This is a genomic window from Paracandidimonas lactea, assembly GCF_021653995.1.
In the GTDB taxonomy this organism is placed as follows: Bacteria; Pseudomonadota; Gammaproteobacteria; order Burkholderiales; family Burkholderiaceae_B; genus Allopusillimonas; species Allopusillimonas lactea.
Genome location: NZ_JAJJOZ010000005.1, coordinates 255,949 through 282,093, shown reverse-complemented (window position 1 = coordinate 282,093; position 26,145 = coordinate 255,949). Strand labels below are relative to the sequence as shown.

Genomic DNA, 26,145 nt, shown 5'->3' with positions numbered 1-26,145 from the left:
GTGTCGTTTAGGTGGGCTGGATGCCGGCCGCCTTGACCAGACGCGCCCACCGATCGATCTCGATCGCCTGGAATTTCGCGAGGTCTTCCGGCGAGCCGGCAACCGGGGTCCACCCCTGGGAACCGAACTGCTTTTCCGCCTCGTCCGACTTCATGGCGCGAACGATGATCTCATTGAGGCGGCTTATGATTTCCGGAGGCGTGCCATTAAGGCCGAAAGCAGCGATCCAACCCGTGACTTCATACCCTTTCACTCCCTGCTCCGCGATCGTTGGGATGTCGGCGTACTTCGCGATACGTTTGCCCGTGGACACACCGAGCGCTTTCAATTTGCCGCTTTCCACCAAGGGCATGACGGCGGGGGCATCGCCGAATACCATGTCGATCTGACCACCGATCAGGTCGGTGAGCGCGACAGGAAGCGTCTTGTAGGGAACATGCAGGATGTCGACGCCCGCGAGTTCGCGCATGACCTCGCCACCTGCGCGCGAAGAGGAGTTACCGGCACCGAACGTCATGCCGCCCGGTTTCTTCTTCATCATGGCAACGAGTTCCTGGACGTTCTTTGCGGGGTGGTCCGCCCTTACCACCAGAACGACCCCGCCAATGATCAGATTGCTGATCGGCGTGAAATCCTTGACCGGATCGTACGGCAGTTGCTTGAACAGGCTGACGTTGGCCGCATGCGTGGTATTCGTGCCAAGCACGAACGTATATCCGTCAGCGGGCTGCCGTGCCGCGAACTGCATGCCGATCGAACCGCTGGCCCCGGCCTTATTGTCAATGACCACCGGCTGTTTGAGTTCGGTGGACAAGTAGGGACTGAGGAAGCGCGCAACTTGATCGGTGGTGGTGCCCGCACCGAAGGGCACAACGATGGTTATGGGTTTGTTGGGATAGCCGCTCGATTGAGCATGGGCCTGCGTACCAAGCAACGTGGAGCCGAGTAGCGCTGCGCTGGCGGCTAGAAAACTTCTGCGGTTCGTGTTCATGTTGCGTGTCTCCTTCGAGGTATCGTCATATGACTGTGTAATTACTGCGCTTGCTTCAGCATGGCGTCATCTTCCCGCCATGATGGCCGCGAGCGTGCGAGCATCGGTGCCGTCGTTCCAGATCTTTCTTCTGCATGCGTCCACATCGACCTTCGACTCGATTTCCATAAGCAGATTCCGGGCTTTTTCGGCGATCTGGTCGGCCGTCATGGGTTTGGCCGGCGTACCAAAACTGTCTTTCACCAATGAAGTTTTGATCGAGCCGTCGGCGAACGTGATGGTGACCGCTGTGGGGAACTGCTTCGGATACATGGCTTCCAGCTCGGCGTCATACTCGAAATGCACGAGATCGGCGATTTCGAGTATGCGCGGATCGTCGAGATGCGCTTCACTGTATGCGTCGTAGCGCGAGGGGCCGTAAGCCAGCGACGCGCCGATCAGATAGGGGCAGCTGTATTGGGCCGCCATGACGGAGCGGGGCCGGCGCATCATGTGCTGATCCTCGATCAATTGCGGGCCGCGCACAACGATGCGGCGAATCTGCTCCACCGATGTACTGTACTTTTCGGTTACCTCGCCCAGGGCGTCTATGGTGGAATGGAAGATCCGGCAGCAGGAATAAGGCTTGAGACTGATGCAGTGTATTTGTAAGGGATCCTGCGCCGCACGCGACACCGCCGCCGCATGGATTTCACCGCCGAACATCTTGGCAAGGCCATAGCGTCCGTCCAGCGAGCGCCGCGGCGTGCCGATTCCGGACTCCATGGCCAATTCGGCGGCGATCACGCCGTTACGCGCCGCGTACCCGGCATGCAGCCGCTTCACGGCGCCGCCGGTGGGATCCACGGAGAACTGCATGGTTCCGCTCGTCTGGGACAATGCGTGCCCCCAAGCGGTGATGAGCCGATCCGCATCGATCGGGCGGCCTTCGCCATGCAGCAGCACCACGCAAGCCGTCGCGGCGCCGAACGAGCCGAAGATCGGCGTGGGATGAAAGCCGCCTTCGATCACATGCAGCCCGTGCGCCATGATGCCGACGCGCGCCATGGCTTCGTAGCCGGCTGCGATGGCGACGAACAGGTGGCGCTGAGATGCTCCCGTTTCAGCCGCGACTGCAAGCGCCGCGGGAAGCACGGTACATGCGGGATGGCTCATTGTTTCATCGTGCGTGTCGTCGAGCTCGTAGCCGTGCGCCGCGGTGCCGTGAACCAGCGCAGCGACCGATGCGGCCGCCGAAGCGTCGGTCCCGATGACCGGAGCGGTGCCCGTGCCGAAAAAACGCTGGGACCATTTCGCGATATCGCGGGCCCATGGCAGGGCGGCTCCGCGCAGCGTCACGCCAAGCGAGTCCAGCATGAGCCGTCTGACTTGCTCGATGTCCGGGTCGGCCAAGCCCCGGTTTACGATTTCGACGATCTGATCCGCGAGGCTCGCGGTCAGATCGCATTCGGGAACGGACGAAGTTGTCATGAGACCTCCTGTGGGCGGTGCGTTAAGCGGGGATAGCGGTTTAAAGACGCAGGGATTTGGCGATGATCGTCCGTTGTATCTGCGAGGTACCTCCGCCTATGGTGGATTGCATTCCTTCGCGGAAGTAGCGCTCCATGTCGGCTTCGGGCAGCATGCTATGGCCGCCGAGAATCTGCATGCCGTTACGCGTCACGGTCTGCAGCGTTTCGGACGCGAACAACTTGGCCATGCTGACTTCGCGGCTGCAGGCCTCGCCGCGCGTGGCCATATCGGCTGCCCGATACACCAGGAGGCGCGCCGCATCGACGCTGGTTTGCATATCGGCGAGCATGTGGCGCAGCACCTGAAACTCGAAAATCGACTTATCGAACTGGACGCGCTCGTGGGCGTAGCGCAAAGCATCGGTGACGGCTTGCTGTGCATTGCCGACGTAGGCGGCCGCAACGGCGATACGCTCGAGCTCGAGGTGATCCGTGATGATGCTCCAGCCCATGCCTGGCGCACCGAGCATATTGCCGGCCGGCACCTTGGCGCCATCGAGGAAGATTTCCGTCGTGCCGGTCGCCCGCCTTGCCATGGTTGGCAGCTTGCGGATGTCGACGCCCGGTGTGTCGTTGGGCACCAGCAGCACGCTCAGTCCACGATGCTTCGTTGCCTCTTTATCGGTCCTGACCAGCATGGCGATGACGGCATCTTTCGCCGCGGCGCCGGAGCACCACAGCTTTTGCCCGCGTATCGTCCAATGGTCGCCATCGGCCTCGGCCCGCGTCTTGGTGTTCGCTGCGTCCGACCCCGCCGAAGGCTCCGAAATGGAAATGGAGAAGCGGACTTCGCCCTTCATGAACGGCACCAGGTATTTTTCACGCTGTTCGGGCGTGCCGTACTTGACGATGTTCATGGCAGTAAAGGTGGAAACCATGAATGCGGTCGCGAAATCGAAGCCATAGCGAGCCAGCCCTTCGCACATGAGCGCGTAATCGAAAATGGTGCCGCCGTCGCCGCCCTGCTCTTCTGGAATAAGCAAGCGCAGCCATCCCATGCGGGCAATCTTTTCGTAGGCCTCGTAAGGATACTGGCGGTCGATATCGCACTGGCGCACGTACTCGCGCGTTACTTCCTTCTCCATCACCCGCGCAACGGTTTCATGCCAAAGCGTTTGTTCTTCTGTCAAGAAATTCATAAAGGCTCCGTGAATCAAAATTTCCTTACTTCGCCCACAGAAGGCGACGATGTCTATTCTTGCGGGGATACGATCAGGCGCTCGCGGCGAAGCAACAGACTGAATTCACAGCTCATTACCCGTTCATGCCGCTGATTTACCGCCGTCAACAACGCCGTGGCGACCCCGTGGTTTTCCCCCTTGTCGCGAAGCGCGATCACTTCGCTTTCGGCATACAAGGTGTCACCGATGAAGGTCGGCTTCAGGAACCGCAGCTTGTCGACGCCATAGAAGGCTTCCACCACTTCTGAGTCGAAGCCGAGCAAGGCGTTGCTGATGACGAAGACCAAGCCGCCCTGCACGACCCGCTGCCTGTACATCGATTTGGAGCTGAATTCCGCATTGGCGTGGATTTCGAGCCAATTGCCGGTCAGCATGCAAAAGTTGACAACGTCTGTTTCAGTGATCGTGCGCCCCCGAGACCGGGCGCGCTGACCGATCACGAGTTCACCGTACGGCAGATTCATCATGGCGAATTCTCAAGTTGGAAGGCCGTCCACCTGGGACGAGCAAGTCATATGAGTTGAAATGGTAAGGAATGAATTTCGATATGTCAACATCAATTTCATTATAAACCCATAACGCCATAGCACTCCATAATGTACCCTATAGCAATAGATGCTAAGATCGCTGCACAACCGCCCTAATCATTCCATTTAGATTTTTTTGATTTCGTTTTATTCTACAGCCATTCAAGTTTTGCCTGCTGCGGACGCGCCTGTCCGCCGCAGGCCGGTAGACAGATGCTCAACGCATGCACGCCGGCCGTTGCGAAGGAAGCTTCATTTGAAATCATACTTCTATCTATAAAATGAAATGACTAATATAAAAATAGAATTTGAATAAATTTCTGCTTGAGAAACGACAATTTCCCGCCCAAGCATACAGCGCCATCTTCCCTATAACGTTCTTATGCATTCGATTGATTCTGGTTTTAAAAATCAATCCCTCATTTCTACTCATTAGATAACGAAATTTAAATTGACATAACAGAACATTCAAGATATCGTCTGTTCTTGTCGATCACATTCCATCTACGCATTCGCCATGGCAAAAACGCTGTCCAACATACGGGTTCTGGATTTATCACGCATTCTCGCGGGTCCCTGGGCGACTCAAAACCTCGCCGACCTGGGCGCGGAGGTCATCAAGGTCGAACGACCCGGCAGCGGAGACGACACCCGGCACATGGGCCCGCCATTCCTGCATGCCGCCGAAACGGACGAGCCGGGCGATGCCGCTTATTTCATGTGTTGCAACCGCGGCAAGCAGTCCGTCACCATCGACTTCAGCAAGCCAGAAGGCCAGGCGCTCGTGCGCGCCCTTGTTGCCGACGCCGACGTACTGGTCGAGAACTACAAGGTCGGGGCGCTGAAGAAATATGGCCTGGACTACAACTCCTTGCGCGAGCTCAATCCCGGGCTGGTGTACTGCTCGGTCACCGGCTTCGGACAGACAGGGCCGTACAAAGACCGGGCGGGCTATGACTTCCTGATCCAGGGAATGGCCGGCCTCATGAGCGTCACGGGCGAACGGGACGACCTGCCCGGCGGCGGCCCTCAGCGCGTGGGCGTGGCCGTGGCCGACATCCTGACGGGCATGTACGCGACCGTGGCGATTCTGGCGGCACTGCGCCACCGCGATCAAGGCGGCGGCGGCCAGCATATCGACATCAGCCTGCTCGACTGCATGGTCGGCTCGCTGGTCAACCAGGGAATGAATTACCTCACCAGCGGCGTTGCTCCGGTCCGCATGGGCACCGGCCATCCCAACATCGCCCCCTATCAGGTGTACCCGGCGCTGGACGGCCACATCATCCTGACGGTCGGCAACGATACGCAGTTTCAACGCTTCTGCAATGCGGTTGGCGATCCCGATTTCGCTAGCGACCCCAGATTCAAGACGATCCGCGACCGGGTCGCCAACCGCGCTGCGATGAACGAGCGGCTGGAGGCCATCACGCGCACGCGCAGCGTCGAAGACTGGGTGGCGCTTCTGGAAGAGGCGCAGGTGCCTTGCGGGCCGATCAATACGATAGACCGCGTATTCAACGATCCTCATGTCGTGGAACGGGGCATGCGCCTGGATCTTGCCCATCCCCTGTATGGGCAAGTCCCACTCATCAACAGCCCGATACGCTTTTCCGAAACACCGCTGAAGCTGACCGAACCGCCGCCCGTGCTCGGGCAGCATACCCACCAGGTCCTGGCGCGCCTCGGATTGAGCGACGATGAACTTGAAAAACTTCAACAGGCCGGCATCGTCTGAGCACATCACACATAGCACACATCAACAGAAAGAGACATCTACATGAAATACCTGCCCATCTCAAAAGACAAGAACGGCCTGGACATCTACGGCATCGGCCTTTACTGGGACGACGTCGAAGTCGGCTATCGTTTCCGCACACTGGGACGCACCATAACAGAGGCCGACATCACCATGTTCGTGGGTGCAACCGGGATGGTCGAAGAAATGTTCACGAACGTGGAATACATTTCCGAGGTGTCGGTGATCGGCTCTCGCCCCGCCCCCGGTTCGCTCGTGTTTTGCATCGCGGAAGGCCTGCTGATGCAAAGCACCATGCAACGCACGGGCATGGCTTTCCTCGAGGCCGACCTAAAGATTCATCGCCCCACCACGGCAGGCGACACCATCCACGTGGAATGCGAGGTCGTGGAAGCGCGCGCAACCAGCAAAGCCGGCCGGGGCCTCATGCGCACTGCCAACAAGGTCGTCAACCAGCGGGGCGAAATCGTAGCAAGCTACAACCCGCTGCGCATGGTCAAGAGCCGTCCGCAACAGTAAAGCCTCGCCGGAAGAAAGATGTCAATCGGAGCAAAATCCATGGTCCAGACCGATGCGGTACTTTTCGATGCCGACGACGGCATTGCGACCATTACCATCAACCGTCCCAAACAGCGCAATGCGCTGTCCATAGAAGTCGGCAACCGCCTGCTCGATCTCTGGGAACAGGTCGATTCAGATCCCAGCATACGGGTGGCGATCCTGACCTCTTCGGATTGCGGCACGTTTTGCGCCGGCATGGACCTCAAGGAAGCGTCGAGAGTCAAGGCCGAATCCAATGTAGATATCCTGGACCTGTTCCGCGATCCTTTCCATCAGCGCATGCGCGCCGTCGAAAAACCGATCATTGCAGCCATGACCGGGCATTTCACGGCGGGCGGCATGGTGCTGGCGGCCAACTGCGACTTGCGCATCGGCACCGCGGGCACGCTGGGCGGCATATCCGAAGCAAAGGTGGGCAGGGGCGCGCCCTGGGCCGTGCCCATGCTGTGGATGCTCCCCCAACCGTTCTTGATGGAGCTCATGATGTCCGCCGAGCTGCAGCCCATCGAAAGATTCCATGAGTTTGGCTTCATCAACCATGTTGAAGCCACGCCCGACGCCGTACGCGAGCGCGCCCGAAAGCTCGCCAAAAGCATACGCGACAATGCCCCGCTGACCGTATGGGCTGCAAAGCAAAGCATAGGCGCCGCCATGGACCTGGGCTGCAAAGAAGGCTTCGAGGCGGCCAAACGCATACACGAACGCGTCTATCACAGCCAGGATGCGATCGAAGGCCCGCGCGCCTTTGCGGAAAAGCGCGCCCCCCGATGGAGCGGCACATGACGAAAGATGCGGGCGGCCTGGTGCAAACCGAGAGGCGCGGGGACACGATCATCCTTTGGCTGAACAGGCCGGAAGAACTGAACCGGCTGTCGACCGAAGGCCAATTCCTCGAGCTTGCCGACAAGATCCGGCAAGCCAATCTTGATCCTACCGCGCGCGCCTTGATCATCACCGGGAAAGGGAAGGCATTTTGCGCGGGCGGCGATTTGCACAAGATGGCGAACCGGGAAGGGTTCTCGGCGGGAACACCCCAAGACATCCGCATGCGCTACAAGGAAACCATCCATCAGGTGCCTCTTGCGCTGAACGACGTCGATATCCCCACCATCGCGGCAGTCAACGGGCCTGCCTACGGCGCCGGATGCGATCTCGCCTGCATGTGCGACATCCGCATTGCGTCCCCCGATGCGACCTTCTGTGTCAGCTTTGCGGAACTCGGCATCATATCCGGAGACGGCGGCTCATGGATTCTTCCACGTCTGGTCGGACGATCCACCGCAATGGCCATGACCTTCACCGCCAGTCCCATCGACGCCGTCGAAGCGTTGCGATGCGGGCTGGTGACACAGCTTGCAGAACCCGGACAACTGCTGGAAAGCGCGCTGGCGCTCGCGGACAGAATCGCCCGCCACCCAAGGAACACCATACGCATGGCCAAGCGCCTGCTGCGCAGCGCGGAACACACCAGCCTTCCCGATCACCTGGACATGGCTGCCGCGCTGCAGGCCATCGCCCACACCTCGGAAGAACACATTGCAGCCGTCAACCGCTTGATCCAACGACTTCAGAACAAATCGACCTGATGCGCCGGCCGGGGCCGGATTGCCGGGGGTCAGACCCCGTACGGGGTCTGACCCCTACACTCAACCCTCATGCTTGGGCAATTCGCTCGCCCATGACCGGATTCCGCCCGGAGTCCGGGAAAACCGCGTGGGGATGCCTGCGGCGCGCAAGCGGCCTTGCGTTGGATGATCGTATTCGAATAATGTGCCCGTAGCCTGTATGTGGGGATCGTCCAGCAGCGCATCGAACGCCTGCACCACGCTATGCGGGATATCGGCCTCGGCCAGCAAGCCGAGCCAATCGGCCGTTGATTTGCCCTCGAGGATGCCGGCCACCACGGCATAAAGCTCGTCGATATTCGCGTTCCGTGCGGCGGCATCCACGTACTTGGACTCTTGCGCCAAGTCCCGCCGCCCCGCGACGATGAAGAAACGCATCCACTGCTCGGTGGTATATGGCATCAGGGCGATATGCCCGTCCTTCGTCGCATAAGGCTTCCGGTGCGGGGACATGACCCGAGGGTATCCGGACGAGCCGTCGCCCGATACGAACGTCTTGCCCGCCAGATGCTCGACCGCAAGAAAGGAAACCATGGTCTCGAACATCGGAACCTCGATGGCCTGGCCAAGCCCGGAACGCTCTCTTTCGTACAAAGCCATCGGAATCGCATATGCCGCCGTCAGGCCCACGACTTTATCGACCAGGATCGTATTGACGTACCGGGGGCCTTGATCGTCGTTCGCTCCCTGGAAATGTGCCATGCCGCTCTTGGCTTGTATGATGTCGTCGAACGCGGGCAAGCCTGCATAGGGTCCCGATTCGGAATAGCCATATGCGCCGCAATAGATGAGCCGAGGGTTGCCGGGTCGCAAGGACTCGTAATCCAGCCCGTGCCGACGCAACGATGCCGGCCGGACGTTGGACACAAATACGTCGGCGTCAGCGATAAGGGACTTAAGGCGAACCAGATCTTCGTCGCGCCTGATATCCAGAACCAGGAAGCTCTTGTTTCGATTCAGGTTGAGAAAGCAGGCGCTCATTCCCGCATTGCGCACCGGTTCCGTATAACGCAGGACATCACCCCCCGGCGACTCTATCTTGATGACCTCTGCGCCCATGTCGCCGAGAATCTGGGTGGCGTAGGGTCCCATTCCCACGGTGGTCATGTCCACCACCCGAATTCCCGTCAAGGGTCCGCATGCCGAAGCACCCTGCGTTTCCATCGCTCTACCTGCTAAAGACTTGGCGCTACAGTTGCGCACCGGAGCTTTTTATGACCGGCCCCCACTTTTCCCGTTCCTTGGCGAGAAAGTCGGCGAACTCCGCTGGGCCTCGTCCTACGGGGATCAGCTTGGCATCGTGAAACTTCTGCTGGATTTCGGGCGAAGTGACAATTTCAACAATGGCTTTGTTTAGCTTGTCGATAATCGCGGGTGGCGTGCCCGCGGGGGCCATCACGCCGCCATAGATGTCGACTTCGTATCCCTTGACGCCTGCTTCCGATACGGTGGGAAGATCCGGAAATGCGGGCGAACGATATTGGTTGGTCGTTGCCAGCGCCTTGATTCGTCCAGCGGCAATATGAGAGGCGACTGCAGTGGCCGAGCTGATGCTCATGTCTATCCGCCCGCCCGCCAGGTCTGTCGCGGCAGGAGCCTCCCCTTTGTATGGAATATGCAGGATGTCCACTCCCGCCATTTGCTTGAAGAGCTCCATGGCCAAATGCTGAGGCCCGCCGCTGCCGGAGGAGCCGAAGCTCATTTTGCCCGGATTCGCCTTCGCCATTTGCACCAACTCGGCGACCGAGTTGACTCCCAGGTCGGAACGCACGACCAGCAGATGGTCATAAGTCACGACATGATTGACCGTCGCCAGATCGCGCTCGGGCTTGTAGGAAAGATTGGGATCCATCAAGGGGCGCAGTGTCACGTTGCCGGCGCCTCCGAACAGCAGGGTATACCCATCCGCGGGCTGGCTGGCCACATATGCGGCGCCAATGGCGCCCGCCACGCCGGGCTTGTTCTCGACCACGACCTGCTGGCCCAGCCTGGCCGACATTTCGTTAGCAAGCACGCGTGCCGTGACGTCGGTAGCGCCGCCCGTGGCATAGGGCACGATGAGGCGTATGGGCTTGTCTGGATAGGCAGCCGACGCGGCGGCAACCTGGGGCAAGCAGGATATGCCAAGGGCCGCAGCTGAAACTGCCGTTATCAACCTTTGCGCTTTACGAAGCAACCTGCCGATCGTCATGTCTTCTCCTGTATGAATTATGTTGATACAGCGAAGAATAGACAGAGTAGTTCATTAAGTCAATAGTTATTTCAATTTAATTTATTGAGTTTTAATAGGATTAACAGCTATTTACTTGCGTAATATTAATAACACACCAACTATTTCTGTAATTTTATTGTTAATTTCGTTTTGATCTGATGTCGAAATGCCAATTTCCTGGAGGCCCGCCCCTGCAGGGTCGGACCCCGGACGAAAGGAGGGTCAGACCCCGTACGGGGTCTGACCCCACCGCCTGATAAACTGACGGCTTTCTATTCGTCAAAGGAATTCCCATACGATTTCCCGCTGGATCGTCGAAAAGCTCGGCGACCGGCACGCTATTGTCACCGTCGTGCTGGCTTGCGGCATCTTGACCTACGGAGGCGTGTCGCTCTTCGTCGTGGCATTTGCCATCTATCCGATCGCCAAGGATCTCTTCCGCAGCGCGGACATTCCGAAACGGCTGATCCCCGCAACGATCGCCCTCGGCTCGTTCACCTTCACCATGACCGCGCTGCCCGGCACACCTGCCATACAGAATGCGATTCCGATTCCCTACTATGGCACCAATGTCTTCGCGGCCCCAGGACTGGGACTGATTGCGGGCGCCATCATGTTTCTTGGGGGGCTGTGGTGGCTGCGCGGCAGAGCTGCGCACGCCCATGCCGTCGGCGAAGGCTACGGCACGCACGAAGACGACAGCGACGCCTCCGCGGCCGACGCGGGCCAGGAAGGAGCCTTGTCCGTCATGCCGCTGCCATTGGCGCTGCTGCCGCTCGTATTGCATCATTCCGGCGGAATCCTTCGATGAACCCTGTTGGGAAAGCGGCAGCAATGTATGGTGGCGGTTCCGGCGCGCCGATGGTGCGCCCTGGGGGCTGGCCGGTTTGTGGAATACCTGGGTCAGCCGGGAAACCGGCGAAGTGGTGGAAAGCTATACCATGCTCACACTGAACGCGGACGCTCACCCCCTGATGAACAGGATGCACAAGCCTGATCCTTCCAGGCCTGTCGACGCGCAAGATAAGCGCTCGGTGATTCCGATTGAGCTGGCCGATGTCGATCAATGGCTGAACGGCAGCCAGGACGACGCGCAGGCGCTGTTTACTCTGCCGCCCGCTGCGGCATTCGATGCCATCCCGCTGGAACCGCCGCGACAGTCCAGCCTGATTTAATGATCTGTGTCGGTCAGCGCGAGGATTCCGGCGACACACGCAACAAAGCCCGGCAAAGCCGGGCCAGTCGCGGTTTTCGCCAGGCCGGTGTTACCCGGCCTGTGGTGGGCTGTCGATTAGAATGGAATATCTGATGTATCGATTTCGTCAGGCGTTGCAGTGGGTGCCTTCGCCTTGCTGCTGCGGCCTTTCGGGCGGGCTGCCGGCCCAGGCTGGGCGGTGTGAGCCTGGGCCGTTTCCCTGCCGCCCAACATCTGCATTTGGTCTGCAATGATTTCCATGGTGTAGCGGTCCGTGCCCGTGTCTGCGTCATGCCACTTGCGGGTTTTCAGGCGGCCTTCCACGAATACCGTGCGGCCTTTGCGCAGATATTCACCGGCAATTTCAGCCAGTCGGCCATAGAAAACGACGCGGTGCCATTCGGTTTCTTCGCGGCGCTCGCCTGTGGCCTTGTCCTTCCATTGGTGAGTCGTAGCAATCGACGCTGAGCAGACGGCTGCACCTTCTGCGGTGTAGCGGACTTCGGGGTCTTTGCCAAGGTTGCCGATCAGAGTGGCGCGGTTCAACGATGCCATGGTGACTTCTCCTTTGTGTCAGTCGGGGGGAATGTCTGGGCGACCCTCCGCCCAGACAGGAAAGGCTTATTGCTGTCGCTGGGCGAGTTCCAGGGCGCGCATGAAATCCATGGCGGCCCATTGGGCGTTGCCGGTCAGTTGCCGCACCCAGGCGCTGCGTGTGGGACTCCAGCGGAATCCGTAGCGCTTGAGCAAGTCGCGCGTTTCCTTGGCGGGTTTGCCGTCAAACAAGAACATGGCGCGGTTTTCCTGCGGATCCTCGCGGTAGGTGTAGCCGGGGCCGCTGCGTTCAAACTCGGGCCGGTCAGCCACTTTCTCCAGGTCTTTGATGCGTTGGGCAATGCGGCGAATATTGGCGTTGTTGTTCTGCAGTTGGTACGGTGCAAAACCGATACGACCCATAAAATCGGGCTTGACCAGTTCGCGGGCGCGAGTATCGTCCACCAGACCGCTGGCTACGAGGGCGCTGATGCAGGTTTCCGGCTCGGCCTTGGCATGGCGGCGAAGAACCCCATTCAATTTCTTCATAGCGTCCTGCCATGCCTGCAACGATGCCAGCCTGGTTTTCAGCTTTTCGATGGCCTGCGGGTCATCGCTGGAGATGCCGCCCTTGCCTACTGCTGCGGCCTTGTCTGCATAGTGTTCGGCCTTCTTCTGCAACTCAAAGGATTTTTCATAGCCCTGCTGGATGCGCTCCCGATAGCGGCGGTCGCCACGTTCGGAGTGATGGCCCACCAGAATTGGTTGACCAAAGACAATGGCCTGTGCCATGTCGTGCGCCTGGGCGTGTGCCGCGTCTGCCTGTCGTTCGGCCTGTGCGGCCTTGGCCTGATACCCTGCTTTCCGTGCTGCTTGCTTCGCTTCATAGGTGTTCATGATCTGATCTCCAAATGAGGTTTCGGGTTTTCAGCTGACCGAATCCGAAGATTCTTGAGCCGGAACGTAAATCCGCCGTATGGGGTTTACGCTGGCTCTCCGGTCTTGCCGCCGTCTTCCGTGAGTTCCGTCGCCGTGCCGATCTGGATCATGTAGCGCCGACCGGAAAGGGGCGGGAACAGAAGCCGCAGCCCGAAGCGAAGCGGAGGGACCGGGTGAGTACCCGGCGAAGCGAATCCCTTGGAGGGAGAAGCGCAGTGATACAGTCGGCGGTTTTGGCGACAGAACTCACGGAAGACGGAAAAACGGCCCGCCCGAGCGATGACCCCGCACGGCAGCCGCGCGGCGAGCGCCCACAGCCGCGCCCGGCGCGGCTCTTACTTGGGCCAGCGGCCCGGGGCAAGCGCAGCGCGCAGCGCCGGCAGGCGCGAAGACGTGAGGGATGGAAGCCCGAAGGGGCAAGACGCCGCAGGCGGCTTGATGCGAAGCACGACAGCCCGGCCTGGAGCCGTCAGGCGGAGGGACACGCCCTGGAAAATTTGTATTACTTCACTGGAAAGACCGTCGAGAACGACATCTTCACCATGAGGATTGGCTGCCTACAATATGGCCAACGAATAAAGAGATAAAGGGTGACCATGCTGCAGGACGTGCAATCGGGGCCAGTCAAAACGTCTGACATGCTAACGCCCGGCGGCATCTATAGTCGGGCGCAACTGCGGGAGATGTTTAATATTTCGGACGCAACGATTAATACCGGCGTGTTCCGACCGAAGGAACATGATTCGGTCTGGCTGTTCGTGACGGAACGAAAGACTCCAGATCGAACACAGTATGAGGACGTTCTGGACCATGACACGCTTTATTGGCAAGGCCAGACTTCCGGTAGAACAGATGACTTGATCCGTGAGCACCACCTCCGCGGGCTGGAACTACTCTTGTTCTACCGTCACGCTAAGTACGAGCACCCTGGTGCCGCGTTCCGTTACGAAGGGCCGTTTTCCTATGTCAGCGACGAAGGAAAGAATCCAGCGTCCTTTGTGTTGAAACGTGAGCACACTGACCTTATGTCGGCGGCAGAGGACGAGGCCCAGCACAGTGATATGTTCGATCCGCAAAGCATCGAGGACGGGCGAAAACGCATCGCCGCAAACATCCTACGTCGCCGAGGGCAGCCCGCTTTTCGGCAGCAGTTATTGACGGCGTACGGTGGCCGCTGTGCGGTCACCGGATGCAATGTCATTGACGTGCTGGAGGCTGCGCATATCTATCCGTATCAGGGCGCGGAGACCAACGTCGTCGCAAACGGATTGCTGTTGCGCGCCGATATACATACCTTATTCGATTTGGGCTGGATCACGATTAACGCTGATGATTACACGGTTTCCGTGCATCATAATCTTCGACACTCTGAATACGGCCAATGGCATGGCAAGCCGCTGGGCCTACCTGATAACGTCATTCTGAGGCCAAGTAGAGAGGCCTTGGCGGAGCCTATCCGTAATTTTGTGGGTGAGGCATATCATAGGGGTTAAAAACCATGGATATGCCAATGAAGAAGAAGCGTACTGTTGCCGCTCAGGCAGCTGCCCGTGGGCCGTTGCCTGATCTACCCACAGAGCTGCTCGATGAGCTGGTCAAGGGGCCGATGACGGCTTCGGAAGTCCAGGATCTCATGCTGGCGTTCAACAAGGCGATCATCGAACGGGCCATGGGTGCAGAGATGAACATGCACCTTGGCTACCGGCCCGGTGAAGCCAAGCCACCAGAACAGGCCAACGAGCGCAACGGTGCCAGCGGCAAAACGATCATTACGGATCGCGGCCCCGTGCGGGTGGATATTCCCCGAGACCGCGATGGCAGCTTTGAACCCGCTCTGATCCCGAAGCACGAGCGCCGATTTACCGGCTTTGATGAACGCATCATCGCCATGTATGCCCGGGGCATGAGCGTGCGCGAGATTCAGGGATTCCTGGCCGAGAGCTACGGCACCGAAGTGTCGCCGGACTTCATCAGCTCGGTGACCGACGAAGTCATGGCCGAGGCTATTGCCTGGCAGAGCCGTCCGCTGGAAGCGATGTATCCAGTCGTTTTCTTCGATGCGCTGCGCGTCAAGATCCGCAGCGATGGCATGGTCAGCAACAAAGCCGTTTATCTGGCGCTTGGCATCCAGGCCGACGGTCAGCTTGATGTATTGGGCCTGTGGATTGAGCAGACCGAAGGTGCCAAGTTCTGGCTCAAGGTCTTCAACGAGCTGAAGACCCGTGGGGTTCAGGACATCCTGATCGCCGTCGTGGACGGCCTGAAGGGGTTGGCAGAGGCGATCAATACCGCCTATCCGAAAACCGCCGTGCAAACCTGCATTGTGCACCTAATCCGAAACAGTTTGGACTACGCGGGCTGGCGCGACCGCAAAGCGGTTGCCCAGGCGCTACGGCCCATCTATGCCGCCGCCAGCGAGCAAGAGGCCGAAATAGCTTTGCAGGCGTTTGCCGACGGGCAATTGGGCGCGAAGTACCCGACCATCGTTCAGGCCTGGCAACGAGCCTGGTGTCACCTTTCACCGTATAGGAGCCAGCATTTTTCGGCATTTAGGAGCCATTAAAACGCCAGTTCTGAACGCATGACTGAAGGGGTGGAATCAGGTGTTTTTTACGTCATTTGGGGTGGAATCAGGTGTTTTTTACGTCATTTTTCTCCTCCTTGTCAAGGGTGGTGGTCGGGCCGAGCCTGGGGCTGCGGTAAGACTTGCCATCGAGCACCAGGCAGTAGGCGTTATGCCGCAGGCGATCGAGCGTGGCCGAGGCCAACAGGCGGTTCGCCGGGAAGGCCTGATCCCATTCGGGCAAGTCCAGGTTGCTGGTCACGACGGTGGCCGCTTTCTCGTAGCGTTCGGCCACCAGCTCGTGCAGGTCTTCATCGGCGGGCGGCCGTAGCGGTTTCAGGCCAAAGTCATCGATGATCAGCAGCGGCACACGCGCCAGCGTCGCCAGGCGCCGCTCATACCCGCCAACGGCCCGGGCCGCATTCAGGCTGGTCACCAGGTTGGCGCAGGTGGTAAAGAGCACGTCAATGCCCTGGCGAACGGCGCAGTGGCCCAGGGCCTGTGCAAGATGGCTTTTTCCGGTGCCGCAGGGGCCGACGATGAGCACGGGCGCGTATTCCGTGATGTACCGGCCGGTGGCCAACTCGTGCACGAGCGCGCGGTTCACGTTGGGCAACGGGTTAAAGTCGAAGACGTCCAGCGTCTTGGTGGTGCGGAACGCCGCCCGGCGCAGCCGGGTGCTGTATTTCTTCTGTTCGCGCCGGGCAATCTCGTCTTCGAGGCAGATGAGGGGTCTGACCCCCGACCTGCGGCATCAGATAATTCCTACACAAGCTCAAGCAGGCTTCTGACAGAGAAACAAAGGCCGTCTCTCTACACTGGCGCCATGTTCACTCAAGGCTTGATGGTGTAGACGAATGAAAGACGGTCTGTATTCCGCTCCACAAAAGGATATTAAATTCGTGCTGAACGAAGTGCTCGAGGTCGAGCAGACGCTCGCCCGCCATGCGCCCGCGATAGCGATCGATAACGAGACACTGGATCAGATCATCGAAGGGGCCGATCGGTTCTGCCACGGTGAGCTTGCACCCTTGAACGCGCGCGGCGACCAACAAGGCTGCGTGCTGGAACAAGGCAACGTGCGTACGCCCGACGGATTCCGGAACGCATACGAAATCTATACAGAAAGCGGGTGGCCGGGTCTTTGCGCCAAAGAGGAAGACGGCGGCCAGGCCTTGCCCATGGTGACCTCCGCGATTCTCGGTGAAATGCTGGCCGGCAGCAACATTTCGTGGGCGCTGTATCCGCGACTTTCGGAAGGCGCCTATCGATGCATCGTGGCCAACGCACCGCCTGAGTTGCGCAAGCTCTACGCCCCCAAACTGGCGACCGGAGCGTGGACAGGCACGATGTGTCTCACCGAGCCCGGCGCCGGCACCGACTTGGGTCTGCTGCGCACACAGGCATCGCCCGCCGACGACGGCGGTTACATGATCAGCGGAACAAAGATCTTCATTTCGTCGGGAGAGCACGACCTGACGGAGAATATCGTGCATCTGGTCCTGGCCCGCCTGCCGGGCGCACCGGCCGGCACCAAGGGCGTTTCGCTTTTCCTTGTCCCGAAGCTGCTGCCCGACGCGGAAGGACGCCCGGATCAGTTCAACAATGTGTTTTGCGATGCCATCGAGGACAAGCTGGGCCTGCACGGCAATGCCACGTGTGTCCTGCGCTTCGAAGGAGCGCGCGGTTATTTGCTCGGCGAGGCCGACAAAGGCCTGGCCGCGATGTTCGTGATGATGAATTCCGCACGCCTTGGCACCGGTGCCCAAGCGCTTGGCCTGAACGAATGGGGGTATCAGAAATCGCTCGCCTATGCACAGGAACGCCTCCAATCGCGATCACCCGTCAAGCCCAGAAGCGCAGGGTTCGGACCAGATCCGATCCTGTGCCAGCCCGACGTGCGCCGTATGCTGCTTACCCAGAAAGTCTGGGCGGAAAGCGCGCGCATGTTCCTTTACTGGATTGCGCTCCAGATCGACCTCGACCAACATGGCGCTGATCCCGGCGTCCGGAAACAGGCGCAGGATCTCCTTGCGCTGTTGACGCCCGTGGCCAAGGCCTTTGTCTCCGACAATTCCGTGGAAGCCGTCAGCCTGGCAATGCAGGTTCACGGCGGCAGTGGATACGTGACCGACACGGGCATAGAGCAGACCTTCCGCGATGTCCGGATCCTGCCCATCTACGAGGGGACCAACGGAGTGCAGGCGCACGACTTGCTCGCCCGCAAGGTCCTGCCTGACGCCGGAGCGCGCCTGCAGCTCCTGCTCGCGCTGATCGGACAGCAAGCCGCCGCCTGCACGGGCGTTCCCGGAATGTCCGCGTTCCTGACACCATTGTCATCGCTGGCAAACCGGACAGAAGAGCTCCTGCCCGGGCTTCTGGACTCCGCATCTCACGATCCTCTGCAATTTTCATCATCCGCAACCGACTTCCTGCGTATTGTGGGTCACTTGGTCTACGGTTACTTCTGGTGCCGGGCCGCACATGCCGCCTTGACCAAGCTGCCCGAGCACGATGCGCTCCGCAGCGAGAAACTTGCGGCCGCTCGATTCTATTTCGAGCATCTTTTCGTCGAAGTGGAAATGCGAATCGCGCGCCTCTCGGCGTCCGCCGACTCGATAATGGAACCCTCCGCACTCGAATGCCGTTGAGCACGGCCAAATCAAAGTGAAATCCGCCATGCCACCCAGCTACTGGCTCGATGCCGACCTGACGAGCGCCAATCGACTGGAACTGTTCGAGCAGCAGGCCCTGGACGCATGGGCTCTGCCCAAATCGACCTATGGCCTGCTGCATGCCAGTTGCCGGCACGAGCCCGAGGCCATCGCCATTGATTTCTTCAGCGACCCGGCCCGATGCGAGCAAACGAGGCGCTCGATCAGCTATCGCATGCTGTTGGACCGAATCAACCAAACGGGCAACCTTTTGCGTTCGCTGGGCATCGATTCTCAAGACGTGGTTTCCCTGTTGTTGGCAAACACCCCCGAAGCGCAATTCGCCCTTTGGGGGACACAGGCGGTATGCGTCGCCAACCCGGTGAATTGGATGATGGAGCCGGAAGCAATCGCCGAAATAATGAAGGCGTCCGGTTCAACGGTGCTTTTCGTCTACGGTGGGGACGCGCTCGTGGACTGCTGGAAGAAAGTCGAGGGCATCGTCGCATCATGCCCCCAGCTTCGCACCGTCATACGGATAGGCGGCGACTCCAACGGCACGCCTCCACACGGTGTACGGTTCATCGAGTATGAACAGGTCATCGATACATTTTCATCGCAGCTGGACCCCGCGGGACTGCCCCAAGGCGACGCCATTGCCGCGCTGTTCCCCACAGGAGGAACGACGGGCCTGCCAAAGCTGGCACGCCATACACATGCCGGCGTGGTCACGAGCGCCTGGCTGAGCGCGGCGGTGGCGGGCATCCAGGCGGGAGAAGCCCGTCTCTCGGCTACGCCGCTGTTTCATGTGGTGGGCGCCTATGCCGGCAGTCTCGCCACACTCGCGCGCGGCGGGCGCCTCGTGCTCGCAACATCGGCCGGCTGGCGCCATCCGGAGCTCGTCAACCACATCTGGTCCGTCGTACGGCGGTTTTCCATTGCCTATCTGACGATCGTGCCCACGATCATGAATCAGCTCGTCCAGCGCCCCATGGACCGCAACGATCTCGTGTCCCTGAAGAGTGTGCTGTCGGGCTCCGCCCCCTTGTCCGAGCATGTTGCTCAGACCTTTCTGCAGATGTCGGGGTTTGACGTCAGGGAAGGCTACGGCATGACGGAAACTACGTCCGTCATCATGATGAATCCACGCAACGGCCAGGTGAAGACCGGATCCGTCGGCCTGCCCTTTCCCTATCATCGAGTGCGGATCGTACGCCGGGACGCCGATGGCACGTTTGCAGACTGTCCCGTTGGCGAGGCCGGCATCCTCTTGGTCAACGGTCCTACGATGTTCGCCGGCTACTCCGACTCCGTCCTGGACGATGACATCTGGCTGGAACATGGCTCGTGGCTCAATACAGGCGATATCGCACGCGTCGATCAAGACGGCTATGTATGGATCGTCGGCCGCGCCAAGGACGTGATCATACGCGGCGGCCACAACATCGATCCGAAGGCGGTCGAGGAAATACTGTATCGGCATCCCGATGTCGTGGAAGCCGTGGTGGTGGGCCGGCCCGATGCCCATGCCGGCGAAGTCCCCGTCGCCTATGTGCAGCTCAAGAGCGGCGCGAGCGCAAGCACGCAAGACATACTGGAGTTCGTCGCCGCGCATGTGCACGAGCGCGCCGCCATTCCGAAGTCCTGTTGCATAGCGCAAGAGATCCCAAAATCACCGATGGGAAAGATTTTGCGGCAGCCGCTGCGGCGCTCGGCGCTGGAAGACGGCATACGCCTCATTTTGAACAAGGCGGGCATCGCGGGCGGTTTCCGCGCCGAGGCCATGGATGGGCCTGCCGGGAGCCTCAAGGCTCGCGTGTATCTGGAATCCAGCGACATCGACGAAGCGCTCGCGCGCCGGGCCCTGAGCGGCTTGTCGCTGGAAATCGACATTTTACGGACGTGATCTGACCAGCATCACATCGATTATTGGAGAATCAACATGGACTATCAGAATATAGTTAGCGAACGGATCGGCGCCGTTGCCCGCATCCGGCTGAACCGCCCCGCCGTGCGAAACGCACAGGACCGTTCATTACTGCGCGAACTCGATCACGCACTGCGCGCGGCGGAAGCGGACGACGAAGTGCGCGTCGTCATCATCGGTGCCACGGGAGACCATTTCTCCGCGGGCCATGACCTGAAGTCCGCCACGATCGAGCGCCCCAATCCCACAGTTGAACAACGCTGGGAATACGAAGAAGAGCATTTTCTTGAATACTGCCTGCGCCTCCATGATCTAAAAAAGCCCACCATCGCACAAGTTCAAGGCGCGTGCATTGCCGGCGGCTTCATGGTCGCCAACATGTGCGATCTCATCGTTTGTGCCGATAACGCCTTCTTCTCCGATCCCGTCGCCCACTCGATGGGAACAGCAAGTCTGGAAGTGTTGATACATCCCTGGGTAATGAGCATGCGCAAGGCGAAGGAAATGATATTCACCGGCGCCCGCATTCCCGCTCAGGAAGCCTTGCAGATCGGCATGATCAACAGGGTGGTGCCCGTAGAGCAACTCGAAGAGGCAACACTGGCTTTGGCCAATACCGTGGCGGAAGCGCCCCCCTACGGTATCCGCTTTACCAAGCGCTCCCTGAACCGGACGTGGGATGCGCAGGGCTTCCGCTCGGCGATCACGGCTCACTTCGATGTGCATCAACTTTCTCACGTCACCGAAGAGTTCCAGTCGCATCTCAAGAAAGGGCTTGATTCCACGATAGCGCGCGCAAAGAAAGTGGTGTGACACCCGGTCACCATCGAATGGAAATCAATAGGCAACAAGGCAAGGAGCGACTATGCAAGCGGAAAAAACAGGTGAAGTAACGATGAAAGTGGACGGCCATGTCTGCATCATCACCGTTGACAACATAAAAAAGAAGAACGCCTACTCCCCGGAAATGATGGAGCAGCTCGCGCAGCACCTCACCGCGTTCGAAGAAAACGACGATTTATGGGTCGGAATACTCTGCTCGGCGGGCGAGCACACCACCGCCGGCCTCGACATGCCCAAGTTCTTCGGGCCCGCCGCAACCGCCAAGCCACGGCCGGACGAGTGGGTGGACCCCTTCGGCCTGAAGCGCCGCTGCACCAAGCCCTTGATCGCCGTCGTCCAGGGTATTACCTACACCGTCGGCATCGAGATCATGCTCGCTTGCGACATCGTTGTGGCGGCCGACACGGCCCGCTTCGGACAACTCGAAGCCAAGCGCGGAATCGCCCCGTTGGGCGGCGCGCACTTTCGCTATCTGACGCGTACCGGCTGGGGCAACGCGATGTACCATTTATTCCTGTGCGAAGAGTTCGACGCCCAGCGCGCATGCGAACTGGGTTTCGTCCAAGAGGTCGTTCCCTTCGGCGAGCAGCTCAACCGTGCAAAGGACCTGGCAGCTAGAATCTGCACGAGCGCGCCATTGGGCCTGCGCGCAACCAAGCAAGCCGCCATGAAGTTCATCGACGCCGCCGAGCAGGCAGCCATCGAATGCATCCCCGACATCCGCTCCAAAGTGTTCGCATCGGATGATTTCAAGGAGGGCATACAGTCCTTCGTAGAACGGCGCGCGGCCGTCTTCACCGGCCGCTAGCAGCCCCCGGCGGTGCCCCTGGGTTCTGGGCAAGGAGGGGAATCCCGACCGTCAGCCGGATGCCGCCTTGCGGGCCCGATGCAATATCCAGCGTGCCGCCGTACCGGCGCACGCGCTCACGCATGCTGGACAAGCCGTATTTTCCCGGCTGCGGCTCCTGGCCCGCCATTCCGACCCCATCGTCCTCCAGACCGAGAACGAAGCGCTGATCGGCGTGAGTAATGGATACGGTCACCTTCGTCGCCTGGGCGTGCTTGGCCACATTGTTGAGCCCTTCCTGGAAGATACGGTAAAGATCGCGAACCGTTTCATCGGGGAATCCGAGCGGCACTTCGGTAGAATGGAATTCGCTCTTGATACCGTAGCGGGCTTCGAACTTCTTGAGATCGTTTTTGATGGCTTCGGCTATGCCAAGATGCGGCAACGCGCTCGGGTGCAGATCTTCGGAAATCTGCCGCACCACCTTGATGGTGTCCTGAACCAACTGCATGGCCTGTTCAGCGGTATCCTCGAGCTCGCCCAACTGTACTCGCGCATCGCGGTTCTCCTGCAAGGGCGTGAGCTTGCCGATTTTCTTGCTGATGCGTATGAGGTCGAAGCGCAATGCCGACAGCATTCCGCCCACCGCATCATGCAGCTCCATTGAGATATCGAGCCGTTCCTCGTCGCGAATCTGCTGTATATAGGTCAGCAACTCGCTGAGCCTGGCCTTGGAGTCCTCCAGCTCTTGGTGCCGCAGCAAGCGCGAGGTCGCGTCTATTCCCACACCAATCACCGCCGGCTCGCCGCGATACGAAATGAGCCGCCCATGGATCTCGATCGCCCGCAGCGTTTCCTCGTCCGGGCGTTTGATCCGGACGATAAAGGTGTTTTCGGGCGACTCGCCGCGCAGGCGACGCGCGTATTGACGCAGCAGCTCTTCACGCTGGTCCGGGGGAGCAACCGCCGCAAGTGATTTTCCCGAGAGGTTCTCGCGAGAAGTGCCGCACATTTTGGCAAATGCGTCGTTCACGTAGATGAGCTTGTCGTTCTGCAACAGGTAAATACCCGCGACCGACTGCTCGATCAGGCCCTCGAACAGAAAACGATAATTCGCCAGTTCGGCAGGACTGGAAGGATCAACCGGGCTCATGGGACCTTCTGGAAGCATGGAAAGAGTGAACACCGAATGTCGAAAAGAACGCATCGGTGTAGGAATAAACTGACTTCGCATTCAGCGCCTTCTGACTGCGTTCGGCGCGGGACCTTGTCTACACTGCCATAGAGTAATCCATAACCCCTTGGCAATAAAAGAACCGGCGATCCGCCTTTCATCTTTAAGCAGGAGACTACCTTGAACCGACGCGATTTTCTTAGCAAGAGCAGCCTGAGCCTGGGCGCGGCTCTCGCCGCTTCCTCGATACCCGGCATGTTGAGCAACGCCTTGGCCGCCGAGGCCTTTCCGCAACAGCCCATCCGGATCCTGGTCGGATTCACCGCGGGCGGCGTTACTGATGTGGTGGTCCGTTCACTGGCAGAGGAAGCATCCAAGATTTTCGGTCAGCCCGTCATTGTCGAGAACAAGCCCGGAGCCGGCGGCGTTCTTCCCGGGCATCAATTGCAAAATGCTCGGCCCGATGGGTACACGATCGGAATCATTCCAATGAGTGTATACCGGTTGCCCTACACGACCAAGATCAACTGGGATCCGGTGAAGGATCTGGAATATGTCATCCGGATTACCGGGTTCACCTGGGGCTTGGTCGTTCCGGAATCGTCCCCGATCCAAACCTTCGAACAGTATGTCGAGTATGCGAAAAAGCATCCTGGCGAACTCACCTACGGCACAGTAGGCACCCTGACGACTCAACACCTGACCATGGAGCAGATTTCCCGCCAGCTGGGCATTCAATTGACGCATGTGCCTTACAAGGGTGTGGCGGACGCCATTCCAGCGCTGTTGGGAGGCCATATAATGTCGGTCGCGGATGCCTCATCCTGGGTACCGTATGTCGAGTCGGGCAAGATGCGCTTGCTGGTGATCTGGTCGGACAAGCGGGTCGAGCGTTTTCCCAGCGTACCGACATTGCGCGAAGTCGGTATCGATATGGTACAAACGTCGCCGTGGGGCCTCGCCGCCCCCAAAGGAACACCGCAGCAAGTGGTTCAAGCATTGCACGACGGCTTCCAAAAGGCCATGCAGCAAGCCGCTTTCCTCGAAAATCTGAAGAAGTTCGACATGACTCCGCAGTATATGAACGGCGAACAATTCCGCCAGTTCGCAACGGAATCCGTCGATAGTGAAGCCCGTATTCTCAAAGCGCTCGACGTGCCGCGCGCGGGTTAGCCTCTGGGACACCATGGTAAGCATACTCCTCGTTGACGATCACACTATTTTCCGCGATGGCTTGAAGCGCCTGCTTCACGAGGAAAACGACCTGCGCGTCGCCGCGGAAACCGCTGACGCGGGCGAGGCCCTGCTGTGCCTGCGCACCACGCCTATCGACGTGGTGCTGCTGGACATCAACATGAAAGGCAGGAGCGGGCTGGATATCCTTCCTTCCATCAAGGCTGAAAAGCCCGCCCTTCCCGTCATCATCCTGAGCATGTATCCGGCCGAAACCTATGCTTTACGCGCCCTCGACGCGGGCGCCAGCGGCTACATCGCCAAGGACATGGACTTCCACGAATTGGTTACGTGCATACGCAGGGTGGCAGCGGGCAGCAAGTATTTTCCCGCCGAGATACTCGATCGGGTCCTTCGGCACAGCCGATCCGACGATGCCGAAGAGGCGCCCCAGGCCAAGCTGTCTTCTCGCGAGTTCGAGATCATGATGCTCATCGTAAAAGGCCAACGGCTTACCGACATCGGCACGCAGCTGTTCCTGAGCGTCAAGACTGTAAGCACCTACCGCAGCCGCATCATGCAAAAGCTCAACCTCGGCAACAACGCGGAGCTTGTGCAGTATGCGCTCAGGCACAAGCTGATCGATTGAGGTTCATCCGCGATGGGGTCAGACCCCATGCGAGGTCTGACCCCGAAACATCAGACCCTGGGGTCCGACCCCCCTGCTACAACATCTTGATCAGTCGCGCAGCGGTATATTCACAATGGATTTTGCTGAGATCGCCAAGGCGTTCCGAATCGCCATCCACCAAGGCATCGAATATCTGGCAATGCTCCACTTCCGCTTCGGCGACATCCATGGTCAGGCTTATCTCGATGCGGATGTAGGGCTCGACCATATCGCGCAGCATGAAGGCAACACGCGACACATGCCGCAAGCCCGCGCAAGAAAAAATTCTTTCGTGGAATGCGGAATTCAGCTCCAGCCATTGATTGGCCTTTTCCGGAGTTGAAATGCTTACCTTCTCCATCTTGAGCAACAAGGCTTTCACCGCCTTGATGTCTTTGTCCGCGCGAGCGCGGCAGCCGCCCCCGCGTGTCCCTCGACAATCGCGAGAAGGGCAAAGATTTCCTGTATCTCCTCTGGCTCAAGGGAAATGACCGCATAGCCTCGCCGCGGCCTCAACTCAAGCAAGCCTTCCGTTTCCAGCCTGGTCATGGCTTCCCGTAAAGGGACCCTGCTGGAGCCGAAACGTTGTGCAAGCTCTTCCTGGCGCAGGATCTGGCCGGGCGGGAACTCGCCCTTCAGGACACCGCTACGCAACCGTTGATACACCATCTCCGGGAGGGATTGAATGTGATTTTCTGTGCTTTGTAGTTCTGCCATAGCGATCGTAAGTTTACGGTTTGTGCTGCACCAGCCGCCACCCGGCCAGGCGAACGCCAGGCAAATCGTTGAAGCGGCAAATAGGGTAATCCCCCCGCAAAAGCGGTGCATTCAGAAGTAGAATTTTCTCATTGAGGTCTCGGCCAGGAATCCCTGAATCTCGCGCACGCTCATGCCCCGGGCATACATAGCGATGATGCGTTCATCAAAGCCGGTAAATCGGCGCTCGTGCTTCGGGATCAGAACGGGTTCAAAGCTGCCATCGCGGTCTCGGGGAATATCCACCCGCACGGGGCCGCGATCCGTAATGATCGTTTTGCCGCTGGCACCGTTGCGCTCGTTGGCCTGTTCTGGTGGCTTGGCTTCACCGGGCCGGTAGCCAAGGTGCATGTTCATCTCTGCACCCATGGCCCGTTCGATGATCGCCTTGTTGAACGCCAGCATGAGATCCTGGACTTCCGAAGCCGTCATCGGCCCCTTGACCAGCTCATCGAGCAGCTCTGTGGGTAGATCAGGCAACGGCCCACGGGCAGCTGCCTGAGCGGCAACAGTACGCTTCTTCTTCATTGGCATATCCATGGTTTTTAACCCCTATGATATGC

22 protein-coding genes and 5 pseudogenes are annotated in these 26,145 nt (G+C 59.3%); 14 read left to right on the top strand and 13 right to left on the bottom strand.

Features of this window, described 5'->3' with window-relative positions:
• Window positions 1–7 precede the first annotated feature (7 nt).
• From LOL23_RS11530 to LOL23_RS11515, 4 genes are all read right to left on the bottom strand, one after another.
• The gene (locus LOL23_RS11530) at window positions 8–991 is read right to left on the bottom strand and encodes a Bug family tripartite tricarboxylate transporter substrate binding protein (protein WP_160982408.1); all 984 of its coding nucleotides are present in this window, start codon (window positions 989–991) and stop codon (window positions 8–10) included.
• Window positions 992–1,057: 66 nt separating this feature from the next.
• Entirely contained in the window at window positions 1,058–2,461 is a 1,404-nt protein-coding gene (locus LOL23_RS11525; protein WP_160982410.1) for an MmgE/PrpD family protein, read from the bottom strand.
• A 40-nt stretch (window positions 2,462–2,501) separates the two neighbouring features.
• Complete coding sequence (locus LOL23_RS11520; RefSeq protein ID WP_160982412.1) at window positions 2,502–3,641, bottom strand: acyl-CoA dehydrogenase family protein; 1,140 nt, start codon at window positions 3,639–3,641, stop codon at window positions 2,502–2,504.
• A 53-nt stretch (window positions 3,642–3,694) separates the two neighbouring features.
• A complete protein-coding gene (locus LOL23_RS11515) occupies window positions 3,695–4,150 on the bottom strand; it encodes a MaoC/PaaZ C-terminal domain-containing protein (protein WP_160982414.1) in 456 nt (151 codons plus the stop codon).
• 577 nt (window positions 4,151–4,727) lie between these two features.
• Here LOL23_RS11515 and LOL23_RS11510 point away from each other — a divergent pair.
• From LOL23_RS11510 to LOL23_RS11495, 4 genes are read left to right on the top strand one after another with little or no spacing between them, the layout of a single operon-like run.
• Window positions 4,728–5,948 carry a CaiB/BaiF CoA transferase family protein gene (locus tag LOL23_RS11510; protein WP_160982416.1) on the top strand — a complete coding sequence of 407 codons (1,221 nt, stop codon included), beginning with the start codon at window positions 4,728–4,730 and terminating at the stop codon, window positions 5,946–5,948.
• Between the two features lie 42 nt (window positions 5,949–5,990).
• A complete protein-coding gene (locus tag LOL23_RS11505) occupies window positions 5,991–6,488 on the top strand; it encodes an FAS1-like dehydratase domain-containing protein (RefSeq protein WP_237173608.1) in 498 nt (165 codons plus the stop codon).
• 18 nt (window positions 6,489–6,506) lie between these two features.
• The gene (locus tag LOL23_RS11500) at window positions 6,507–7,313 is read left to right on the top strand and encodes an enoyl-CoA hydratase/isomerase family protein (protein ID WP_237173607.1); all 807 of its coding nucleotides are present in this window, start codon (window positions 6,507–6,509) and stop codon (window positions 7,311–7,313) included.
• Window positions 7,310–8,116: an enoyl-CoA hydratase-related protein gene (locus LOL23_RS11495; protein WP_160982420.1), complete on the top strand. Its 807-nt coding sequence runs from the start codon at window positions 7,310–7,312 to the stop codon at window positions 8,114–8,116. The genes LOL23_RS11500 and LOL23_RS11495 overlap by 4 nt, the downstream gene beginning before the upstream one ends.
• 60 nt (window positions 8,117–8,176) lie before the next feature.
• Here the strand turns inward: LOL23_RS11495 and LOL23_RS11490 are convergent, their stop codons facing one another.
• Complete coding sequence (locus LOL23_RS11490; RefSeq protein ID WP_160982422.1) at window positions 8,177–9,319, bottom strand: CaiB/BaiF CoA transferase family protein; 1,143 nt, start codon at window positions 9,317–9,319, stop codon at window positions 8,177–8,179.
• A 25-nt stretch (window positions 9,320–9,344) separates the two neighbouring features.
• Window positions 9,345–10,268 (bottom strand): Bug family tripartite tricarboxylate transporter substrate binding protein, encoded by a 924-nt coding sequence (locus LOL23_RS11485; RefSeq protein ID WP_160982424.1) that lies wholly within the window; start codon window positions 10,266–10,268, stop codon window positions 9,345–9,347.
• 397 nt (window positions 10,269–10,665) lie between these two features.
• Here LOL23_RS11485 and LOL23_RS11480 point away from each other — a divergent pair.
• Window positions 10,666–11,151, top strand: a pseudogene (locus LOL23_RS11480) (GntP family permease); the annotation flags it as partial.
• A pseudogene (locus LOL23_RS11475) lies at window positions 11,129–11,542 on the top strand (SOS response-associated peptidase family protein); the annotation flags it as partial. The pseudogenes LOL23_RS11480 and LOL23_RS11475, both read left to right, overlap by 23 nt.
• Before the next feature lie 116 nt (window positions 11,543–11,658).
• Here the strand turns inward: LOL23_RS11475 and ssb are convergent.
• A complete protein-coding gene (ssb, locus tag LOL23_RS11470; protein ID WP_237173605.1) occupies window positions 11,659–12,117 on the bottom strand; it encodes a single-stranded DNA-binding protein in 459 nt (152 codons plus the stop codon).
• A gap of 66 nt (window positions 12,118–12,183) precedes the next feature.
• Complete coding sequence (locus LOL23_RS11465) at window positions 12,184–12,993, bottom strand: DUF3560 domain-containing protein (RefSeq protein WP_160982430.1); 810 nt, start codon at window positions 12,991–12,993, stop codon at window positions 12,184–12,186.
• 638 nt (window positions 12,994–13,631) lie between these two features.
• Between LOL23_RS11465 and LOL23_RS11460 the strand changes: the two genes are divergently transcribed.
• On the top strand, window positions 13,632–14,528 hold the full coding sequence (locus LOL23_RS11460) for an HNH endonuclease (RefSeq protein WP_237173619.1): 897 nt from the start codon (window positions 13,632–13,634) through the stop codon (window positions 14,526–14,528).
• 11 nt (window positions 14,529–14,539) lie between these two features.
• Window positions 14,540–15,562: pseudogene (locus tag LOL23_RS11455) on the top strand (IS256 family transposase); the annotation flags it as partial.
• A 103-nt stretch (window positions 15,563–15,665) separates the two neighbouring features.
• On the opposite strand, the pseudogene istB reads toward LOL23_RS11455, so the two are convergent.
• Window positions 15,666–16,325, bottom strand: a pseudogene (gene istB, locus LOL23_RS11450) (IS21-like element helper ATPase IstB); the annotation flags it as partial.
• Between the two features lie 130 nt (window positions 16,326–16,455).
• Between istB and LOL23_RS11445 the strand changes: the two are divergent.
• The 4 genes from LOL23_RS11445 to LOL23_RS11430 are packed head-to-tail and all read left to right on the top strand — an operon-like array spanning window position 16,456 to window position 21,830.
• Window positions 16,456–18,249: an acyl-CoA dehydrogenase family protein gene (locus LOL23_RS11445; protein ID WP_160982631.1), complete on the top strand. Its 1,794-nt coding sequence runs from the start codon at window positions 16,456–16,458 to the stop codon at window positions 18,247–18,249.
• A gap of 28 nt (window positions 18,250–18,277) precedes the next feature.
• Window positions 18,278–20,158, top strand: a complete 1,881-nt coding sequence (locus tag LOL23_RS11440; protein ID WP_160982629.1) for an acyl-CoA synthetase — start codon at window positions 18,278–18,280, stop codon at window positions 20,156–20,158.
• A gap of 36 nt (window positions 20,159–20,194) precedes the next feature.
• Window positions 20,195–20,992 carry an enoyl-CoA hydratase gene (locus LOL23_RS11435; protein WP_160982627.1) on the top strand — a complete coding sequence of 266 codons (798 nt, stop codon included), beginning with the start codon at window positions 20,195–20,197 and terminating at the stop codon, window positions 20,990–20,992.
• A 52-nt stretch (window positions 20,993–21,044) separates the two neighbouring features.
• A complete protein-coding gene (locus tag LOL23_RS11430) occupies window positions 21,045–21,830 on the top strand; it encodes a crotonase/enoyl-CoA hydratase family protein (protein ID WP_160982626.1) in 786 nt (261 codons plus the stop codon).
• Here LOL23_RS11430 and LOL23_RS11425 read toward each other — a convergent pair.
• A complete protein-coding gene (locus tag LOL23_RS11425) occupies window positions 21,817–22,962 on the bottom strand; it encodes a PAS domain-containing sensor histidine kinase (protein ID WP_237173604.1) in 1,146 nt (381 codons plus the stop codon). The genes LOL23_RS11430 and LOL23_RS11425 overlap by 14 nt on opposite strands.
• 201 nt (window positions 22,963–23,163) lie before the next feature.
• On the opposite strand from LOL23_RS11425, the gene LOL23_RS11420 reads away from it, so the two are divergent.
• Both LOL23_RS11420 and LOL23_RS11415 read left to right on the top strand, forming a co-directional pair.
• On the top strand, window positions 23,164–24,156 hold the full coding sequence (locus LOL23_RS11420) for a tripartite tricarboxylate transporter substrate binding protein (protein ID WP_237173603.1): 993 nt from the start codon (window positions 23,164–23,166) through the stop codon (window positions 24,154–24,156).
• A 13-nt stretch (window positions 24,157–24,169) separates the two neighbouring features.
• Complete coding sequence (locus LOL23_RS11415; RefSeq protein WP_160982623.1) at window positions 24,170–24,805, top strand: response regulator; 636 nt, start codon at window positions 24,170–24,172, stop codon at window positions 24,803–24,805.
• Window positions 24,806–24,881: 76 nt separating this feature from the next.
• On the opposite strand, the gene LOL23_RS11410 is transcribed toward LOL23_RS11415, so the two are convergent.
• From LOL23_RS11410 to LOL23_RS11400, 3 genes and pseudogenes are all read right to left on the bottom strand, one after another.
• Window positions 24,882–25,208 (bottom strand): FCD domain-containing protein, encoded by a 327-nt coding sequence (locus LOL23_RS11410; RefSeq protein ID WP_160982622.1) that lies wholly within the window; start codon window positions 25,206–25,208, stop codon window positions 24,882–24,884.
• Window positions 25,205–25,543, bottom strand: coding sequence for a GntR family transcriptional regulator (locus tag LOL23_RS11405; RefSeq protein WP_160982621.1), 339 nt, complete (start codon window positions 25,541–25,543; stop codon window positions 25,205–25,207). The genes LOL23_RS11410 and LOL23_RS11405 overlap by 4 nt, the downstream gene beginning before the upstream one ends.
• Before the next feature lie 138 nt (window positions 25,544–25,681).
• A pseudogene (locus LOL23_RS11400) lies at window positions 25,682–26,116 on the bottom strand (transposase); the annotation flags it as partial.
• Between the last annotated feature and the right edge of the window lie 29 nt (window positions 26,117–26,145).

Bases quoted from the DNA above. Each gene is read 5' to 3' on its own strand.
- LOL23_RS11530 (WP_160982408.1), bottom strand. From the start codon at position 991: ATGAACACGAACCGCAGAAGTTTTCTAGCCGCCAGCGCAGCGCTACTC.
- LOL23_RS11525 (WP_160982410.1), bottom strand. From the start codon at position 2,461: ATGACAACTTCGTCCGTTCCCGAATGCGATCTGACCGCGAGCCTCGCG.
- LOL23_RS11520 (WP_160982412.1), bottom strand. From the start codon at position 3,641: ATGAATTTCTTGACAGAAGAACAAACGCTTTGGCATGAAACCGTTGCG.
- LOL23_RS11515 (WP_160982414.1), bottom strand. From the start codon at position 4,150: ATGATGAATCTGCCGTACGGTGAACTCGTGATCGGTCAGCGCGCCCGG.
- LOL23_RS11510 (WP_160982416.1), top strand. From the start codon at position 4,728: ATGGCAAAAACGCTGTCCAACATACGGGTTCTGGATTTATCACGCATT.
- LOL23_RS11505 (WP_237173608.1), top strand. From the start codon at position 5,991: ATGAAATACCTGCCCATCTCAAAAGACAAGAACGGCCTGGACATCTAC.
- LOL23_RS11500 (WP_237173607.1), top strand. From the start codon at position 6,507: ATGTCAATCGGAGCAAAATCCATGGTCCAGACCGATGCGGTACTTTTC.
- LOL23_RS11495 (WP_160982420.1), top strand. From the start codon at position 7,310: ATGACGAAAGATGCGGGCGGCCTGGTGCAAACCGAGAGGCGCGGGGAC.
- LOL23_RS11490 (WP_160982422.1), bottom strand. From the start codon at position 9,319: ATGGAAACGCAGGGTGCTTCGGCATGCGGACCCTTGACGGGAATTCGG.
- ssb (WP_237173605.1), bottom strand. From the start codon at position 12,117: ATGGCATCGTTGAACCGCGCCACTCTGATCGGCAACCTTGGCAAAGAC.
- LOL23_RS11465 (WP_160982430.1), bottom strand. From the start codon at position 12,993: ATGAACACCTATGAAGCGAAGCAAGCAGCACGGAAAGCAGGGTATCAG.
- LOL23_RS11460 (WP_237173619.1), top strand. From the start codon at position 13,632: ATGCTGCAGGACGTGCAATCGGGGCCAGTCAAAACGTCTGACATGCTA.
- LOL23_RS11445 (WP_160982631.1), top strand. From the start codon at position 16,456: ATGAAAGACGGTCTGTATTCCGCTCCACAAAAGGATATTAAATTCGTG.
- LOL23_RS11440 (WP_160982629.1), top strand. From the start codon at position 18,278: ATGCCACCCAGCTACTGGCTCGATGCCGACCTGACGAGCGCCAATCGA.
- LOL23_RS11435 (WP_160982627.1), top strand. From the start codon at position 20,195: ATGGACTATCAGAATATAGTTAGCGAACGGATCGGCGCCGTTGCCCGC.
- LOL23_RS11430 (WP_160982626.1), top strand. From the start codon at position 21,045: ATGCAAGCGGAAAAAACAGGTGAAGTAACGATGAAAGTGGACGGCCAT.
- LOL23_RS11425 (WP_237173604.1), bottom strand. From the start codon at position 22,962: ATGAGCCCGGTTGATCCTTCCAGTCCTGCCGAACTGGCGAATTATCGT.
- LOL23_RS11415 (WP_160982623.1), top strand. From the start codon at position 24,170: ATGGTAAGCATACTCCTCGTTGACGATCACACTATTTTCCGCGATGGC.
- LOL23_RS11405 (WP_160982621.1), bottom strand. From the start codon at position 25,543: ATGGCAGAACTACAAAGCACAGAAAATCACATTCAATCCCTCCCGGAG.